At 55.5% G+C, this 15,414-nt stretch carries 15 protein-coding genes; 8 read left to right on the top strand and 7 right to left on the bottom strand.

All coding sequences use genetic code 11. The features are described from left to right. Positions 1–258 precede the first annotated feature (258 nt). Together mltA and tcdA are read left to right on the top strand one after the other, a co-directional pair. Positions 259–1,356, top strand: coding sequence for a murein transglycosylase A (gene mltA / locus V6942_RS07590; protein ID WP_106925980.1), 1,098 nt, complete (start codon positions 259–261; stop codon positions 1,354–1,356). A gap of 107 nt (positions 1,357–1,463) precedes the next feature. Then, entirely contained in the window at positions 1,464–2,276 is an 813-nt protein-coding gene (tcdA, locus tag V6942_RS07585) for a tRNA cyclic N6-threonylcarbamoyladenosine(37) synthase TcdA (protein WP_106925982.1), read from the top strand. Here the strand turns inward: tcdA and csdE are convergent. Both csdE and csdA read right to left on the bottom strand, forming a co-directional pair. Then, positions 2,261–2,710 carry a cysteine desulfurase sulfur acceptor subunit CsdE gene (csdE, locus tag V6942_RS07580; protein WP_182930100.1) on the bottom strand — a complete coding sequence of 150 codons (450 nt, stop codon included), beginning with the start codon at positions 2,708–2,710 and terminating at the stop codon, positions 2,261–2,263. The two genes, tcdA and csdE, sit on opposite strands and share 16 nt — an antisense overlap. Further along, entirely contained in the window at positions 2,710–3,915 is a 1,206-nt protein-coding gene (gene csdA, locus V6942_RS07575; protein ID WP_182967148.1) for a cysteine desulfurase CsdA, read from the bottom strand. The genes csdE and csdA overlap by 1 nt, the downstream gene beginning before the upstream one ends. 191 nt (positions 3,916–4,106) lie before the next feature. On the opposite strand from csdA, the gene V6942_RS07570 reads away from it, so the two are divergent. From V6942_RS07570 to rlmM, 4 genes are all read left to right on the top strand, one after another. Further along, complete coding sequence (locus tag V6942_RS07570; RefSeq protein ID WP_106925988.1) at positions 4,107–4,334, top strand: YgdI/YgdR family lipoprotein; 228 nt, start codon at positions 4,107–4,109, stop codon at positions 4,332–4,334. Between the two features lie 352 nt (positions 4,335–4,686). Next, positions 4,687–5,604, top strand: coding sequence for a glycine cleavage system transcriptional regulator GcvA (gcvA, locus tag V6942_RS07565; protein ID WP_106925990.1), 918 nt, complete (start codon positions 4,687–4,689; stop codon positions 5,602–5,604). A gap of 22 nt (positions 5,605–5,626) precedes the next feature. After that, positions 5,627–6,022, top strand: a complete 396-nt coding sequence (locus tag V6942_RS07560) for a DUF423 domain-containing protein (RefSeq protein WP_049850475.1) — start codon at positions 5,627–5,629, stop codon at positions 6,020–6,022. Continuing rightward, positions 6,015–7,115: a 23S rRNA (cytidine(2498)-2'-O)-methyltransferase RlmM gene (rlmM, locus tag V6942_RS07555; RefSeq protein ID WP_106925992.1), complete on the top strand. Its 1,101-nt coding sequence runs from the start codon at positions 6,015–6,017 to the stop codon at positions 7,113–7,115. The genes V6942_RS07560 and rlmM overlap by 8 nt, the downstream gene beginning before the upstream one ends. 63 nt (positions 7,116–7,178) lie before the next feature. Here rlmM and fucR read toward each other — a convergent pair whose 3' ends face one another. The 5 genes from fucR to fucP form a co-directional block, all read right to left on the bottom strand. Continuing rightward, on the bottom strand, positions 7,179–7,919 hold the full coding sequence (gene fucR, locus V6942_RS07550; RefSeq protein ID WP_106925994.1) for an L-fucose operon activator: 741 nt from the start codon (positions 7,917–7,919) through the stop codon (positions 7,179–7,181). A gap of 58 nt (positions 7,920–7,977) precedes the next feature. Further along, on the bottom strand, positions 7,978–8,400 hold the full coding sequence (gene fucU, locus V6942_RS07545) for an L-fucose mutarotase (RefSeq protein ID WP_106925996.1): 423 nt from the start codon (positions 8,398–8,400) through the stop codon (positions 7,978–7,980). A 1-nt stretch (position 8,401) separates the two neighbouring features. Further along, positions 8,402–9,820: an L-fuculokinase gene (gene fucK / locus V6942_RS07540; protein WP_182967152.1), complete on the bottom strand. Its 1,419-nt coding sequence runs from the start codon at positions 9,818–9,820 to the stop codon at positions 8,402–8,404. Positions 9,821–9,920: 100 nt separating this feature from the next. Beyond that, a complete protein-coding gene (gene fucI, locus V6942_RS07535; protein WP_182930102.1) occupies positions 9,921–11,696 on the bottom strand; it encodes an L-fucose isomerase in 1,776 nt (591 codons plus the stop codon). 31 nt (positions 11,697–11,727) lie between these two features. Next, the gene (gene fucP, locus V6942_RS07530) at positions 11,728–13,038 is read right to left on the bottom strand and encodes an L-fucose:H+ symporter permease (RefSeq protein ID WP_333501049.1); all 1,311 of its coding nucleotides are present in this window, start codon (positions 13,036–13,038) and stop codon (positions 11,728–11,730) included. A 546-nt stretch (positions 13,039–13,584) separates the two neighbouring features. Between fucP and fucA the strand changes: the two genes are divergently transcribed. Beyond that, positions 13,585–14,232, top strand: coding sequence for an L-fuculose-phosphate aldolase (gene fucA, locus V6942_RS07525; RefSeq protein WP_106926004.1), 648 nt, complete (start codon positions 13,585–13,587; stop codon positions 14,230–14,232). Positions 14,233–14,259: 27 nt separating this feature from the next. Further along, complete coding sequence (fucO, locus tag V6942_RS07520) at positions 14,260–15,408, top strand: lactaldehyde reductase (RefSeq protein ID WP_333501048.1); 1,149 nt, start codon at positions 14,260–14,262, stop codon at positions 15,406–15,408. Positions 15,409–15,414: the final 6 nt, after the last annotated feature.

Here is a 15,414-nt window from a genome sequence, read left to right as displayed (position 1 = left end):
CGACCTTCGGGTTATGAGCCCGACGAGCTACCAGGCTGCTCCACCCCGCGTCCGTGGATGCGCACTATACTCTGCTGAGCATTTGTTGCAACCCATTTTTGAGATAAATCACTCATTTTTTTATGACTTGTACGTATACGACACAATTTGCCTGTTTTTTGTACGTAATTATGACAAGCATGCGCGATCGCATTTCAATACCCCTGGCGGTTTGTTATCTTCAGCGGGCACTTACGATTATGCGGAATACAAGACACCATGAAAGGACGTTGGGTTAAATATGTGGCAACGGGCGCAATGCTGGCAATGCTGGCCGCCTGTTCGTCAAAACCGACCGATCGCGGTCAACAGTATAAAGACGGGAAATTCACCCAGCCTTTCTCTTTAGTCAACCAGCCTGATGCCGTGGGCGCGCCGATTAATGCCGGCGACTTTGCGCAGCAGGTCGGCCATATCCGAAACGCCTCTCCGCGCCTTTACGGCAACCAGAGCAACGTTTATAGCGCCGTGCAGCAGTGGCTGCTCGCCGGCGGCGATACCCGCACCCTGCGCCAGTACGGTCTTGATGCCTGGCAGATGGAAGGGACAGATAACTACGGTAACGTCCAGTTTACCGGTTACTACACGCCGGTGGTTGAGGCGCGCCATACGCGACAGGGCGAATTCCAGTACCCGATTTACCGCATGCCGCCTAAGCGCGGTAAGCTGCCTTCCCGCGCCGGCATTTACGCCGGACAGCTGAGTGATGACTACATTCTTGCCTACAGCAACTCGCTGATGGATAACTTCATCATGGACGTACAGGGCAGCGGCTATATTGATTTCGGCGACGGCTCGCCGCTGAACTTCTTTAGCTACGCAGGGAAAAACGGCTGGGCATATAAAAGCATTGGCAAAGTGCTGATCGACCGCGGCGAAGTGAAGCGCGAAGACATGTCGATGCAGGCGATTCGCCATTGGGGTGAAACCCACAGCGAAGCGGAAGTGCGCGAGCTGCTGGAGCAAAACCCGTCGTTCGTCTTCTTTAAACCGCAGTCCTTTGCGCCGGTAAAAGGCGCCAGCGCCGTACCGCTGGTGGGCCGAGCGTCGGTCGCCGCCGACCGCAACGTGATTCCGCCGGGCACGACGCTGCTGGCTGAAGTTCCGCAACTGGATAACAACGGCAAGTTTAACGGCCAGTATGAGCTGCGTCTGATGGTGGCGCTGGACGTCGGCGGCGCGATTAAAGGCCAGCACTTCGATATCTACCAGGGCATCGGCCCGGATGCCGGGCATCGCGCAGGCTGGTATAATCACTACGGACGCGTGTGGGTGCTGAAGACAGCGTCTAACGGCGGGAATGTGTTTAGCGGCTAGTGCCGGATGGCGCTTCGCTTATCCGGCCTACATGATTGAGTAGGCCTGATAAGGCGTAGCCGCCATCAGGCGGTAATATCGCGCGAAATTTATGAATTTGAGGTTTTATGTCTGTGGTTATCAGTGACGCCTGGCGCCAGCGTTTTGGCGGCACGGCACGTTTGTACGGTGAAAAAGCGCTACAGGTCTTTGCTGACGCGCATGTGTGCGTGGTCGGTATTGGCGGCGTAGGCAGCTGGGCGGCGGAAGCGCTGGCGCGTACCGGCATCGGTGCGATCACGCTTATCGACATGGATGACGTGTGCGTTACCAACACTAACCGTCAGATCCACGCCCTTGGCGGCAACGTTGGGCTGGCAAAAGCTGAGGTCATGGCGGAGCGTATCCGGCTGATTAATCCCGAGTGCCGCGTGAGTGTCGTAGACGATTTTGTCACCCCGGATAATGTGGCGGAATACATGGGCGCGGGCTACAGCTACGTGGTCGATGCCATCGACAGCGTGCGGCCGAAGGCGGCGCTGATTGCTTACTGCCGTCGCTATAAAGTGCCGCTGATCACAACCGGCGGGGCGGGCGGGCAAATCGACCCGACGCAGATTCAGGTCAGCGATCTGGCGAAAACCATTCAGGACCCGCTGGCGGCCAAGCTGCGTGAGCGGCTGAAAAGCGAATTTGGCGTGGTGAAGAACAGCAAAGGTAAGCTGGGTGTGGACTGCGTGTTTTCCACCGAAGCGCTGGTCTACCCGCAGTCTGACGGGTCAGTGTGTGCCATGAAAAGCACCGCTGAGGGCCCTAAACGCATGGACTGCGCCTCGGGCTTTGGCGCGGCGACCATGGTGACCGCAACCTTTGGTTTTGTCGCGGTGTCCCATGCGCTGAAAAAGATGCTGGCGAAAGCGGAGCGTCAGGCTAGCGTCTGACGCGCGGCTTCTATCATGGCCTCGCTCAGGGCCATCAGGCCCTGAGAGCGAGAGGCGCTCAGTTGACCACGTAGCCCCAGTTCATCAAACAGGTTGAGCGGATCGTCTGCCAGAATCTCCGCTGGCTGTTTGCCTTCTGCCGCCGTCAGCAGCACCGCCAGCAGCCCACGTACAATCCTTCCTTCGCTATCGCCAAAGAAGTGCAGCGTGCCGTCTGGCGCTTGGGTATAACCCAGCCAGACGCGGTTTTCGCAGCCGGGGATCTCGCGCGCTTGCGCTTTTAGATCTTCCGACAGCGCTGGAAGCTGTTTTCCTAATAGGATCAGTTGGCGGTATTTCTCTTCCCACTGCGAAAGCGCCGCAAACTGTTTTCGTAACGTATCTGGGGTTACGGTGGTGCCGAACGGGTGCCCGGCGAGTGAAGACGTCGTCATTAGTCCACCAGAAGTTCGAGCGCACGGTCGACGGCGCTGACCAGCGCCTGTACGTCGTCCTGCGTATTGTAAGGGGCAAACGAGGCGCGCAGCGTACCGCTCACGCCCAGCGCCGCCAGCAGCGGTTGAGCGCAGTGCTGACCGGCGCGCAGGGCGATGCCGTATTCGGCCAGCAGCGTCACCATATCGCTGTGGTGAACGCCAGCAAAATCAAAGGCCAGCAGGCTGGAGTCCTGGCAGCGGAAAGCGCGGAAGCCCGGGCGTTTTGCCAGTTCTTCCTCCGCAAGCGTCGCCAGACCCCGGCTCCAGGATTCGGCCTGTACCATGTCGATATCGGACAGCCACTCCAGCGCCGCGCTGAGACCAATCACTCCGGCAACGTTTGGCGTACCGGCCTCCAGACGATAAGGCACCGGCTGAGTGGTGAAACCGTCGAAGGTCACTTCGCTAATCATTTTGCCGCCGCCGAGCCATGGGTTCATGGCATTCAGCAGTTCGCTTTTACCGTATAGCACGCCGATGCCGGTGGGCCCGTAGAGCTTATGGCCGGAAAAAGCGTAGAAGTCGATATCCAGCGCCTGAACGTCGGCGGGGAAGTGCACCGCCCCCTGGGCTCCGTCCACCATCACCACCATGCCTGCCCGATGGGCGAGGGCAATGGCGCGCGATAAATTCGGACAGCCACCGGTCACGTTCGACATTTGCCCCAGCGCCAGAATGCGGCTGCGCGGGGTGATGAGCGTCGTCAGTTGCTCGACATCCGGCAGACGATCGGTGCCGAGAGGCAGCTGCACAATCTTTGCGCCGGTCTGCTCGGCAACCATCAGCCATGGCACCAGGTTAGCGTGGTGCTCGGCCACGCTCACAATAATCTCATCGCCCGGCTGCAGACGCGGGCGGGCGTAGCACTGGGCCACCATATTGATGGCCTCGGTGGTGCCGCGCGTCCAGACAATGTCTTTGCCGCTCGGGGCGTTCAGCCAGCGGGCTACCTGCTCGCGAGCGGCCTCATAGCGCGCGGTTAAGCGCTGGGCTTCGGCAAACTGGCTGCGGTGCACGTTACCCGCGCTGAGCGAATAAAAATGATGTGTCGCCTCGATCACCGCCAGTGGCTTTAACGCGGTGGCGGCGCTATCAAGGTACACCCCGGCATCATGCAGGGCGGGAAACTGGGAGCGAAACTGTGCTGGGGAGAAGGCGTTCATGGAATTCCTCATATCAATAAGGAGATCGTCGCGCAAAATGCGCGTTGATACAAGGCTTGTGCTCATCGTCGGAATTATCCGGAACTGCATACGCAGCCGCGTCAGTGTCTTATGCTGTTTAGTGTTGGGGAAAAATTAATCCCTGTTGTTAATCTAATATTGAATAGCATAAGTCGCTGTAAGGAGAAAAAATGAAAAAGACTGCCGCCATTATCTCTGCCTGTATGCTGACTTTCGCGCTGAGCGCCTGCGCTGGGCCGAACTACGTGATACACACCAATGATGGTCGAAGCATCGTGTCTGAAGGGAAACCGCAGACGGATAATGATACCGGTTTGATTTCGTATAAAGATGCGAACGGTGTGAAACAGCAGATTAATCACAGCGAAGTGAAAGAGATGGTCGCACTGGAGAAATAAGGGGCGATCGTCCGGGCAAAAAAAAGCACCGCAATCAGGCGGTGCTACATTAATCACTATGGACAGACAGGGTAAATGTACAGGAAGTGAAAAAGGGTAGCTTTGCTACCGTGATCTGAATTGCAGACCAATTGCAAACACAACAACACAACATCACAACCGTAAGCCAAAAGCCCTTCAGAACACGCATTCCGAAAAAAGCTTCTCGTTCCGGCTCAGGAAGTGCCGCCATGATAGGTATTTGCTGGTAGAAGCTCAACGGACAAATTATAATGGCTCAGATAAAAAAAACTAATAGGTTAACTGTTGTTTCCTATTTGTTAAATTCAATTAACAATTGGGTTCTGGGACCATGTCAAAGCGTTTGCCACCTCTTAATGCATTACGTGTATTTGATGCAGCCGCGCGTCATTTAAGCTTCACCCGCGCGGCCGATGAGCTTTTTGTGACGCAGGCCGCAGTAAGCCACCAAATCAAGTCTCTCGAGGATTTTCTGGGGCTGAAACTGTTTCGCCGCCGCAATCGCTCACTGCTGTTGACCGAAGAGGGGCAGAGCTATTTTCAGGATATCAAAGAGATCTTTTCGCAATTAACAGAGGCAACGCGTAAACTACAGGCACGAAGCGCTAAAGGGGCGTTAACCGTGAGTTTATTGCCCAGTTTCGCCATTCAATGGCTGGTGCCGCGCCTTTCAAGCTTTAACTCAGCTTATCCGGGAATCGACGTCAGAATCCAGGCGGTAGACCGTCAGGAAGACAAGCTGGCGGACGATGTCGACGTGGCAATTTTTTACGGTCGCGGCAACTGGCCGGGGCTGCGGGTAGAAAAACTGTACGCTGAGTATCTGCTCCCGGTTTGTTCCCCTTTGCTGCTCACCGGCGAAAAGGCGTTAAAAACGCCTGCCGACCTGGCCAAGCACACGCTGCTGCACGACGCCTCCCGCCGCGACTGGCAAACGTATACGCGCCAGCTGGGGCTCACCCATATTAACGTACAACAGGGACCGATCTTCAGCCACAGCGCCATGGTGCTTCAGGCTGCTATCCACGGACAGGGGATTGCGCTGGCCAATAACGTCATGGCGCAGTCAGAGATAGAGGCAGGCCGTCTGGTGTGCCCGTTTAATGATGTTCTGGTCAGTAAGAACGCTTTTTATCTGGTTTGTCATGACAGTCAGGCAGAACTGGGTAAAATAGCGGCCTTTCGTCAGTGGATTCTGGCGAAAGCGGCCCATGAGCAAGAAACTTTTCGTTTCCGTTACGAACAATAAATGAATTTAGGGTAAGACCATCATGACCAGCCGTTTTATGCTGATTTTTGCCGCCATCAGCGGCTTCATCTTTGTGGCACTGGGCGCGTTTGGCGCACATGTGCTGAGTAAATCACTCGGCGTTGTTGAAATGGGGTGGATCCAGACCGGTCTGGAATACCAGGCGTTTCACACGCTGGCCATCTTTGGTCTGGCGGTTGCCATGCAGCGTCGGATCAGTATCTGGTTCTACTGGAGCAGCGTGTTCCTGGCGCTGGGAACCGTGCTGTTCAGCGGCAGCCTGTACTGCCTTGCGCTCTCGCATTTACGCCTGTGGGCGTTTGTTACCCCGGTCGGCGGCGTCAGCTTCCTTGCCGGCTGGGTTTTGATGTTAATTGGTGCTATTCGACTTAAGCGTAAGGGTGTTGTTCATGAATAAGGTTGTGCTGTATTGCCGCCCTGGGTTTGAGAAAGAGTGTGCTGCGGAAATTACCGATAAAGCCGGTCGCCGCGAGGTATATGGCTTTGCGCGCGTCAAAGATAACTCCGGCTATGTGATTTTCGAATGTTATCAGGAAGGGGACGCCGACAAGCTGGCGCGAGAGCTGCCGTTTAGCTCGCTGGTGTTTGCCCGCCAGATGATTGTGGTTGGCGAACTGCTGAAAGATTTACCTGCCGAAGACCGCGTAACGCCGGTTGTCGGCATGCTGCAAGGCGTGGTGGAGAAAGGTGGCGATCTGCGCGTGGAAGTGGCAGACACCAACGAAAGCAAAGAGCTGATGAAGTTCTGCCGTAAATTCACCGTGCCGCTGCGTGCTGCGCTACGCGAAGCTAACGTGCTGGCGCCGTACGAAACCACTAAGCGTCCGGTGGTGCACGTGTTCTTTATCGCGCCGGGCTGCTGCTATACCGGGTACTCCTATAGCAATAATAACTCGCCGTTCTACATGGGCATTCCACGCCTGAAGTTCCCGGCCGATGCGCCAAGCCGCTCAACCCTGAAGCTGGAAGAGGCGTTCCACGTCTTTATCCCGGCCGATGAGTGGGATGAACGTCTGGCAAACGGCATGTACGCGGTCGATCTGGGTGCCTGCCCTGGCGGTTGGACCTATCAACTGGTGAAGCGCAACATGTGGGTCTCCTCCGTGGATAACGGCCCGATGGCGCAAAGCCTGATGGACACCGGCCAGGTGACCTGGCTGCGTGAAGATGGCTTCCGCTACCGCCCGACGCGCAACAACATCTCGTGGATGGTGTGCGACATGGTAGAGAAGCCGGCGAAAGTCGCCGCGCTGATGGCTGAATGGCTGGTCAACGGCTGGTGCCGCGAGACCATCTTCAACCTGAAGCTGCCGATGAAAAAGCGCTATGAGGAGCTGTCGCAGAACCTGGCGCACATCCAGGCCAAACTGGACGAACACGGCATTAATGCGCAGATTCAGGCGCGACAGCTGTACCATGACCGTGAAGAAGTGACCGTCCACGTGCGCCGCCTGTGGGCTGCGGTTGGCGGGCGTCGCGACGAACGTTAATAAGGTAGGCCGGATAAGGCGAAGCCGCCATCCGGCAATAACAAGCGCAGCGATACCGTGAAGTTATGGCGAATTGCCTGATGGCGCTGCGCTTATCAGGCCTACTTCGTCAGACACAATATGCGTCACGTCATCCAGATGCCCAATCCGCGCTTCCCCCGAGCGATTAAATTTACTCTTATCAATCAACAGTAAAGACTGTGACGCGCGCTTGAGCAGCGTGGACTTAAAGTCGGCGTTGATGGCGTTGGAATCCCACAGCGCGCCGTGGCCGTCTATCCCTTCGCAGGAAAAGATAAACAGGTCGATTTCCAATGGCTTTAATTGTGAAATAAGCGAAGGGTTAACGTAGCAGCCGTACTTACGCTCAAGCTTACCGCCGGAGCTAATAAGCTGAATCTGTTCGCGCTTGCCCAGCTCCAGACAAATCGGCTGGCTGTTGGTAAAGACCTGAATATCAATATCGGGAAGCTGCCGCGCCAGATACCAACAGGTGGAGCTGGCGTCCAGTGCGATCACCATGCCTGCCTCGATCCAGCTGAGTGCCTCTCTGGCAATATCGGCTTTGTGCGCGAAGTGGCTCTTCAGGCGCATATGGAAAGGATCGCCGCTGTCCTGGTTTTCCCGGTGGAGGTATTTGGCGCGACCGTGATTGCGCAGCACTTTGCCCTGCGCCTGGAGCTCGCTGAGATCGCGGCGAATAGTCTCTTTGCTGACGTTAAGCTGAGCGGATAACGCTTCCGTCGTCAGGCTTTGATGCTGAATTAACAGATCTACTATCGCTTGCTGGCGTGCCGCTTTCATCTTTTCTCACCCCATCATTCGATACGCGCCCGCATTGGGCGGGCGCACCGGCAAGAGATTACGGCGTTACTCCTTTTTTTAAAAGAATATTCCCGTACTTAGCGCGCTCACCTGTGATAACGATCGCAAAGGCTTTTTGCGCACGTTCATAAAACGCATAGCGGTCAATACGGCTGATCTCCGGGCAAGGGGACGGGCAGGATAGCGCCTCGCGATAGCGAGTCTCGACGGCGGGATCGAGCGCATCCCCCTCGACCGCTGCCATCATCACCAGCGGCGGCGCGTAACTGTCGAGTTCGAACAGCGGAATAATAGCCTGCAGCAGGTCGCTGACCTTCAGCCCATCGGCACGAATAACCTGTGGCCCCATGCTGTGGGCGGGGAAATGGGCATCAGAAAAAATAATTTCATCGCCGTGGCCCATTTCAGCCAGCACTTTCAGCAGTTCGGGCGAGATTAAAGGGGAAATCGTTTTTAGCATCTCACACTCCGTCAATAAGTTCGGGTTCAGTTTGCGGATAGAAGTAGCGGTATTGATAGTGCACCTGCGCTCGTGCCTGCTCGGGGCTGGTAAATTCGCCGACGCCGAACCAGCCGAACATTGCAGCGCCCGCCACCGTGGTTTCTGCGTCGTCGAGCACCTTGATAGGGATGTCGAGCATATTGGCTTTGATCTGGTTCCATAGCGCATTGCGGCTGCCACCGCCGACCAGCAGCAGTTCAGTGGCGTTGAAATGACCAATTTTTTCCAGCGTCCGAAGGTTCAGGGCCAGCTGTTCGGTTAGCCCCTCAAGTGCTGCGCGGTAAAAATGGCCGCGCGTGGTGTTGAGGGTGACACCCTGCCAGCCTGCGTTCTGGCAGGCGAGGAGGTCGCAGTGCATTTTTACCCCTTCTGCTCCCGCGGGAACGAGGCGAGCGGCCTCAATCAGCGTTTGCCACGGCGTCTCTTCCGTCCACAGCAGTTTGCGTACCCACTCCAGTACGCCCGACGCCAGCCACTGCATCCCGGGGTTATACAGCCCTGGCAGGCTATCGAGCTCGCAGGTTGAGCCGGCGTAGTGGCTCAGCAGCGGCGTATCAACCCTGGCGCTACGCACCATCAGGATCTCCCACGTACCGGACGAGAGGACCGGTTCATCCTGGCCGGCACCTGCACCAAAGAGGGCAAACTGGGTGTCGTGGCCGGCAGAGATAACCGGAATACCGGCGGGAAGACCGAGCAAGTTTGCGGCATCGGATTGCAGCGTGCCAATGTACTCTCCCGCTTCAACCAGCCGTGGGAACAGACGACGCGGCAGGCCGGTGGCCTGGATAATGTCTGCACTGAAATCTCGCTGGTGGATATCCAGCATCTGGCTGGTACCCGCCATGGTGATATCGGTGGTGAACTCGCCCGTCAGGCGATGATTTATCAACGATGAAATAAACAGCCAGGCGTGCGCCTGTTCAAGAAGCTGCGGATGATTCTCTTTTATCCACACCATTTTATAGAGCGTGTTGAACGCAAACGCGCCGACGCCTGAGATGGCCTGAAGCCGCTGCTCGGGTATTAAACGGCTGATATTTTCCATGACGGCTGCGGTTCGTGGGCATTTCCAACTGATAACCGGGTAGAGCAGCTTACCGTGTTCATCAACCAGCGCACCGTCCACGCCGAAGGTCGTCACCGTCACTCCCCGAATCTGGCAGGATGAGAGCTCAGCCGTCAGCTTTCGGCTGCAGTCCGCAAAGCGTTGCAAAATAGCCTCAAGCGACCACTGGTGCCAGGCGCTATTCTCGACGGCGATCTCGCTGGCGTTTGCGGTGGCGGCACGGGCGACAATTTTCCCCTGCCGGTTGACGGCAATCACCCGGACGTTGGTAGCACCGCAGTCGAGGACCAGGATAACGTCTTGTTTCATATATAACTCCATAAACGTCGCCGGATGGCGCTGCGCTTATCCGGCCTACGGCTCACACACCCGCAGGCCCGGTAAGCTTGCGCCACCGGGCAAAGCCGCATTAACGTTTATACAGCGGGCCGTAGTTCTGGCAGGCACGATAATCCTGGCCTTCGCTGTCCATGCCGTGCGCGGCCCAGGAGGAAGGGCGATAGATAGCCGACTCTTCCACGTTATGCATACAGACCGGAATACGCAGCATGGATGCAAGGGTAATAAAGTCGGCACCGACGTGACCGATGGTGAGTACGCCGTGGTTTGCGCCCCAGTTAGCCATCACGGAATAGACATCGGTAAATGGCCCCTTGCCGGTTAACCGTGGGGCAAACCAGGTGGTTGGCCAGGTGGAGTTGGTGCGTGCATCAAGCTGGTCGTGCATCTCTTTTGGCAGCTCGACGCTCCAGCCTTCGGCGATTTGCAGTACCGGGCCAAGGCCTTTAATGATATTCACGCGGGTCATGGTAAACGGTACGCCGCCTTCGGTCAGGAAACGGGAAGAGAATCCGCCGCCACGGAAATATTCGTGGATCGCCGGGCACCACTCGGTGGCGGCCAGGCAAGCATCGGCCTCCTGTTGGCTGATTTCCCAGTGTGGCTTCATCGTCGGTTTTCCGTCGCTGCCGCGCTGTTTACACGAACCGTCCAGCGCCGCAGAGCCGGAGTTAATCAGGTGGATGATACCGTGTTCGGCCAGCCCGCTAAGCGCTTGCCCGGTCACGCGTTCTACGGCCTCAGGGGACCAGTAGGTACGGACGTCGGCGAACACCTGAGCGGTGCCGGTTAGCTGATGCCCCATCAGCATCGCAACGCCGTTCAGGCTGTCGTTTTCGGTGGCGACAACAAAGGGTTCACGCACCCCGTTCCAGTCAAAGGAACTGTTGAGCAGCGCTTCGGCGGTATCGCCGTTCGGGTATTGATCGGTCCAGTGGCGCTGCCCCTGGAAGCCCGCCGCAATGGCGTTATAGCCGAGCGACTCCTCGACCAGCCCTTTTTCAGCCAGCTTTTCATTACCCTGCATCATGTCGCGGATGCACATGGCCATCAGCAGACTTTCTTTAAGCACCGCGCGGCTTTGCTCTTCGTTGCGCTTGTACTGTTGGGCATTCTGATCTTCGCCATAGCGGAAGTTTTTATCCGCCCAGGCCAGCGCCATTTCCAGCTCGGTTTCATCATAAATTTTCTGATCAATGCGACGACGCAGTTCGGTCATGTCGACCGCCTGGACTTTCATCCCCAGCCAGGACTCGAAGAAGTTATGGTCGACGATGGAACCCGCAATCCCCATCGATACGCCACCGACGGAGAGGTAGCTTTTGCCTTTCAGGGTGGCCACCGCTAAGCCCGCGCGGGTAAAGCGCAGCAGCTTTTCTTCGACATCCGCAGGAATGGACGTATCGTCGGCGTCCTGCACGTCGTGGCCGTAAATGGAGAAGGCGGGAATGCCTTTCTGGCTGTGTGCGGCCAGCGCCGCGGCGAGATAAACGGCCCCCGGGCGTTCGGTGCCGTTAAAGCCCCAGATGGCCTTCGGACGCATCGGGTCCATATCGATGGTTTCACTGCCGTAGCACCAGCACGGCGTGACGGTAATGGTGACGCCCACGTTCTGGCTACTGAATTTTTCTTCGCAGGCGGCTGATTCAGCCATTCCGGCAATGCAGCTGTCGGCAATCACGCATTCAATTTGCGCGCCGCAGGCGTGGCGGAGTTTTTCCGTCAGCAGCGCGGCGGTGGCGCGGGCCATATTCATGGTTTGTTCTTCCAGCGACTCGCGCACTCCCATGCGACGACCATCAATCACTGGGCGGATACCAATTTTCGGTAAGCTGATTTTTTTCATGACAGATTCCTCACGTTATTCGGAAAGATGCTCAGCGCGTTGCCATTTGTGAACGGAAACGAGCGAAGATAAAGATGACGGCAAAGCACACCGCTGGAACCAGCTCTGCTGTCGGAATATTGCCTGCGGCATCGCTGACGAAGCCCATGACCGGGGTGACGATACCGCCGCCAATAATGGTCATGACGATGAATGACGAGCCGTATTTTGTGTCCTGGCCCAGATTCTTGATCCCGAGAGAGAAGATGGTTGGGTACTGAATGGACATGAATGCGCTACACAGCGTCAGCGCCAGCAGGCCAATATGACCGCCGCTGAATGCGGATATCAGGCACAGCACCATCGCCAGCAGAGCATAGGCTGCCAGGACTTTGTGTGGCGCGATGCGGCTGATAAGCCAGGTGCCGGTAAAGCGGCCGATAAAGAAGCACACCATGGTGCCGGTCAGGTAGTTGGCGGCGAAACCGGGCGTCATACCGGGGATTTCTTCAATAGCGTAACGAATCAAATAGCTCCAGCAGGCGGTTTGTGCCCCGACGTAGCAGAACTGCGCCAACACCGCCCAGCGCCAGTGGCGAATGCGTACCAGACGGGAAAGGGAGGCCGAGAATGAACTCTGCGTGGTATCGGTATGATCGTCACTCTGCAGGGCCGGAAATTTTGTCAACATGATCAGCAGGGCGACCAGTAACACAATGGCCACGATGATCATGTAAGGCGTTTGTACGGATAACACCAGGCTGTGTTTGTAGGTGCTCAACTGCTCGGGCGACATTTTATCGAGCACATCCTGAGATTGATGTGGCACGTTAGACAAAATAAGACTTTGCCCAAACACAACGGCAATAATGGCACCGAAAGAGTTAAATGTTTGCGCCAGGTTAAGGCGAAAATGACCGCAGCTTTCCGGGCCTAATACCGTAACAAATGGATTGGCCGCAGTTTCAAGACAACCTAATCCAGCGGCAATAATAAACAGGCCGATCAGGAATAAGGTATAGTTCATGATTTCAGCAGCAGGCCAGAATAAAGCGGCACCGAAAGCATATAAGAACAATCCGGTAATAATACCTGCTTTATAACTCAGTTTTTTCATCAGTATCCCTGCCGGGATTGGAATGACGAAATAGCCAAAATAGAACGCGGATTGGATTAGCCCCGCTTGAAAATTGGTTAGGGTAAAGGCTTGCTGAAACTGGGGTAATAAAATGTCATTCAGATTGTTAGCGACAGCCCAAAGAAAAAAGAGTGAGCAAAGCAGAGCGAATGGAATAATGTAGCGCTGAGTTTGTCCGGCATCAGCCGCACGAAAACTCTGCGTTTGTATTGTTGTGTTTCCCATAACATCCTCATTGGTTCAGAAGCGTCAGAGTGTGGTCGTTCTTGCTTATCAGACCGTAAAAACTGAAGAGTTCTTTTTGCTCGCCGGTATAAAACGGTTGCCAGGAGTGAACTCATGAATTCATTTTCGAGTAAAAAAGGTTGTTTAATATGATGATGGTCACATTTAATGATAATGCACTGTCTTTATGTGATAGTTGTCACTTTAATTTGTTAAAAGTAATGCCCGTTTGAGAAAATAAATCTTAAAAACCACAGGGCGGATGCCCGATTTATTTTATTACGCAAAAAACGGGCATTTATTGACTTCGGGGAAAATAAAATGCCCGTTTTGATAAATATTATTAATTGCGGTCATTTCACATGGCTGATGTTATATCAATAATGACTGGTTTTAACTGTGTTAATTGATGGGGGTCACAAAATAAAGCCATGAAAATTCCATTGGTGCTTTTCAATATGATGATGGTGAACAAATTCACGGTTAGTGCAACAGAATAAATATGATTGTTCTGTTGGTGGTTTGAATCATCAAGAGAGGTAATAAATGGAACGAAATAAACTGGCACGGCAGATTATTGATACCTGCCTGGAAATGACTCGCCTGGGGTTGAATCAGGGTACGGCTGGCAACGTTAGCGTCCGCTATCAGGGCGGTATGCTGATTACGCCAACGGGAATTCCCTATGAAAAATTGACCGAGTCGCACATTGTTTACATTGATGCCAACGGTCAGCATGAACAGGGAAAACTGCCCTCCAGCGAATGGCGTTTTCATATGGCCGCCTATCAGACGCGCCCGGATGCCCATGCGGTGGTCCATAACCATGCGGTGCACTGTACCGCCGTTTCTATCCTCAACCGTCCTATCCCGGCCATCCATTACATGATTGCGGCTGCCGGGGGGAATTCTATTCCCTGTGCGCCGTATGCCACGTTTGGCACGCGTGAACTGTCCGAGTATGTGGCCGTTGCGCTTAAAAATCGCAAAGCGACGCTATTGCAGCATCATGGCCTGATCGCCTGCGAAGAGAATCTGGAAAAAGCGCTGTGGCTGGCCCATGAGGTTGAGGTTCTGGCTCAGCTTTACCTCAGCACGCTGGCTATTACCGATCCGGTGCCGGTGCTGGATGATGAAGCCATCGCCATTGTGCTGGAAAAATTCAAAACCTATGGCTTGCGTATTGAAGAGTGATCGTGGCGCGCGAACAGGAGAAGGGCAATGGCAAACAGAATGATTTTGAACGAAACGGCCTGGTTTGGTCGTGGCGCGGTAGCGGCGTTAACCGATGAGGTGGCGCGTCGCGGCTATCATAAGGCATTGATTGTCACTGACAAAACGCTGGTGGAATGCGGCGTGGTGGCAAATGTGACGGGCAAAATGACGGCAGCGGGGCTGGCGTGGGAAATATACGATGGCGTGATCCCTAACCCGACGATCCGCGTCGTAAAGGAGGGGCTGAAGGCCTTTGAACAGAGTGGGGCTGATTATCTGGTTGCGATTGGCGGGGGCTCACCTCAGGACACCTGTAAAGCCATCGGTATCATCAGCAATAACCCGGAGTTTGCGGATGTTCGCAGCCTTGAAGGATTGTCACCAACGCGTCAGCCCAGCGTTCCGGTGATGGCCATTCCAACGACGGCAGGCACGGCGGCGGAAGTGACCATTAACTACGTCATCACCGATGAGGAGAAACGGCGGAAATTTGTCTGTGTCGATCCGCACGATATTCCGCAGGTTGCGTTTATTGATGCCGATATGATGGACGGCATGCCGCCAGCGCTGAAGGCAGCAACCGGCGTTGATGCGTTGACGCATGCCATTGAGGGGTATATCACCCGCGGCGCGTGGGCGTTAACCGATGCACTGCATATTAAAGCCATCGAGATGATTGCGGGCGCGCTGCGGGGCTCTGTTGCCGGTGAACGCAGCGCCGGGGAAACGATGGCGCTGGGGCAGTACGTAGCCGGAATGGGGTTTTCCAACGTGGGTCTGGGGCTGGTTCACGGGATGGCTCATCCGCTGGGGGCTTTCTACAACACGCCGCACGGTGTGGCCAATGCTATTTTGCTCCCGCATGTCATGCGCTTTAACGCCGAGCATACCGGCGAGAAGTTTCGTGATATTGCGCGAGCGATGGGGGAGAAGGTTGAATCGCTGAACCTGGCGCAGGCGCGTAATGCTGCCGTTGATGCGGTATTTGCGCTTAACCGCGATGTTGGGATCCCGCTGTATTTACGCGATGTTGGCGTGCGTAAAGAGGATATTCCGGCGCTGGCGCAAGCCGCCTTTGACGATGTCTGTACGGGAGGGAACCCCCGCGAGGCGAGTATTGCGGATATCGTCGGGTTGTATCAGGCGGCATGGTGATTTTGC

Origin of the sequence: Kluyvera genomosp. 2 (assembly GCF_036759865.1) — a bacterium.
GTDB lineage: Bacteria > Pseudomonadota > Gammaproteobacteria > Enterobacterales > Enterobacteriaceae > Kluyvera > Kluyvera ascorbata_B.
This window is presented reverse-complemented; position numbering and strand designations above follow the sequence as displayed.

Bases quoted from the DNA above. Each gene is read 5' to 3' on its own strand.
- rlmM (WP_106925992.1), top strand. From the start codon at position 6,015: ATGAATAAGGTTGTGCTGTATTGCCGCCCTGGGTTTGAGAAAGAGTGT.
- V6942_RS07570 (WP_106925988.1), top strand. From the start codon at position 4,107: ATGAAAAAGACTGCCGCCATTATCTCTGCCTGTATGCTGACTTTCGCG.
- fucU (WP_106925996.1), bottom strand. From the start codon at position 8,400: ATGCTAAAAACGATTTCCCCTTTAATCTCGCCCGAACTGCTGAAAGTG.
- fucP (WP_333501049.1), bottom strand. From the start codon at position 13,038: ATGGGAAACACAACAATACAAACGCAGAGTTTTCGTGCGGCTGATGCC.
- fucI (WP_182930102.1), bottom strand. From the start codon at position 11,696: ATGAAAAAAATCAGCTTACCGAAAATTGGTATCCGCCCAGTGATTGAT.
- fucA (WP_106926004.1), top strand. From the start codon at position 13,585: ATGGAACGAAATAAACTGGCACGGCAGATTATTGATACCTGCCTGGAA.
- tcdA (WP_106925982.1), top strand. From the start codon at position 1,464: ATGTCTGTGGTTATCAGTGACGCCTGGCGCCAGCGTTTTGGCGGCACG.
- csdA (WP_182967148.1), bottom strand. From the start codon at position 3,915: ATGAACGCCTTCTCCCCAGCACAGTTTCGCTCCCAGTTTCCCGCCCTG.
- fucR (WP_106925994.1), bottom strand. From the start codon at position 7,919: ATGAAAGCGGCACGCCAGCAAGCGATAGTAGATCTGTTAATTCAGCAT.
- fucK (WP_182967152.1), bottom strand. From the start codon at position 9,820: ATGAAACAAGACGTTATCCTGGTCCTCGACTGCGGTGCTACCAACGTC.
- csdE (WP_182930100.1), bottom strand. From the start codon at position 2,710: ATGACGACGTCTTCACTCGCCGGGCACCCGTTCGGCACCACCGTAACC.
- gcvA (WP_106925990.1), top strand. From the start codon at position 4,687: ATGTCAAAGCGTTTGCCACCTCTTAATGCATTACGTGTATTTGATGCA.
- fucO (WP_333501048.1), top strand. From the start codon at position 14,260: ATGGCAAACAGAATGATTTTGAACGAAACGGCCTGGTTTGGTCGTGGC.
- V6942_RS07560 (WP_049850475.1), top strand. From the start codon at position 5,627: ATGACCAGCCGTTTTATGCTGATTTTTGCCGCCATCAGCGGCTTCATC.
- mltA (WP_106925980.1), top strand. From the start codon at position 259: ATGAAAGGACGTTGGGTTAAATATGTGGCAACGGGCGCAATGCTGGCA.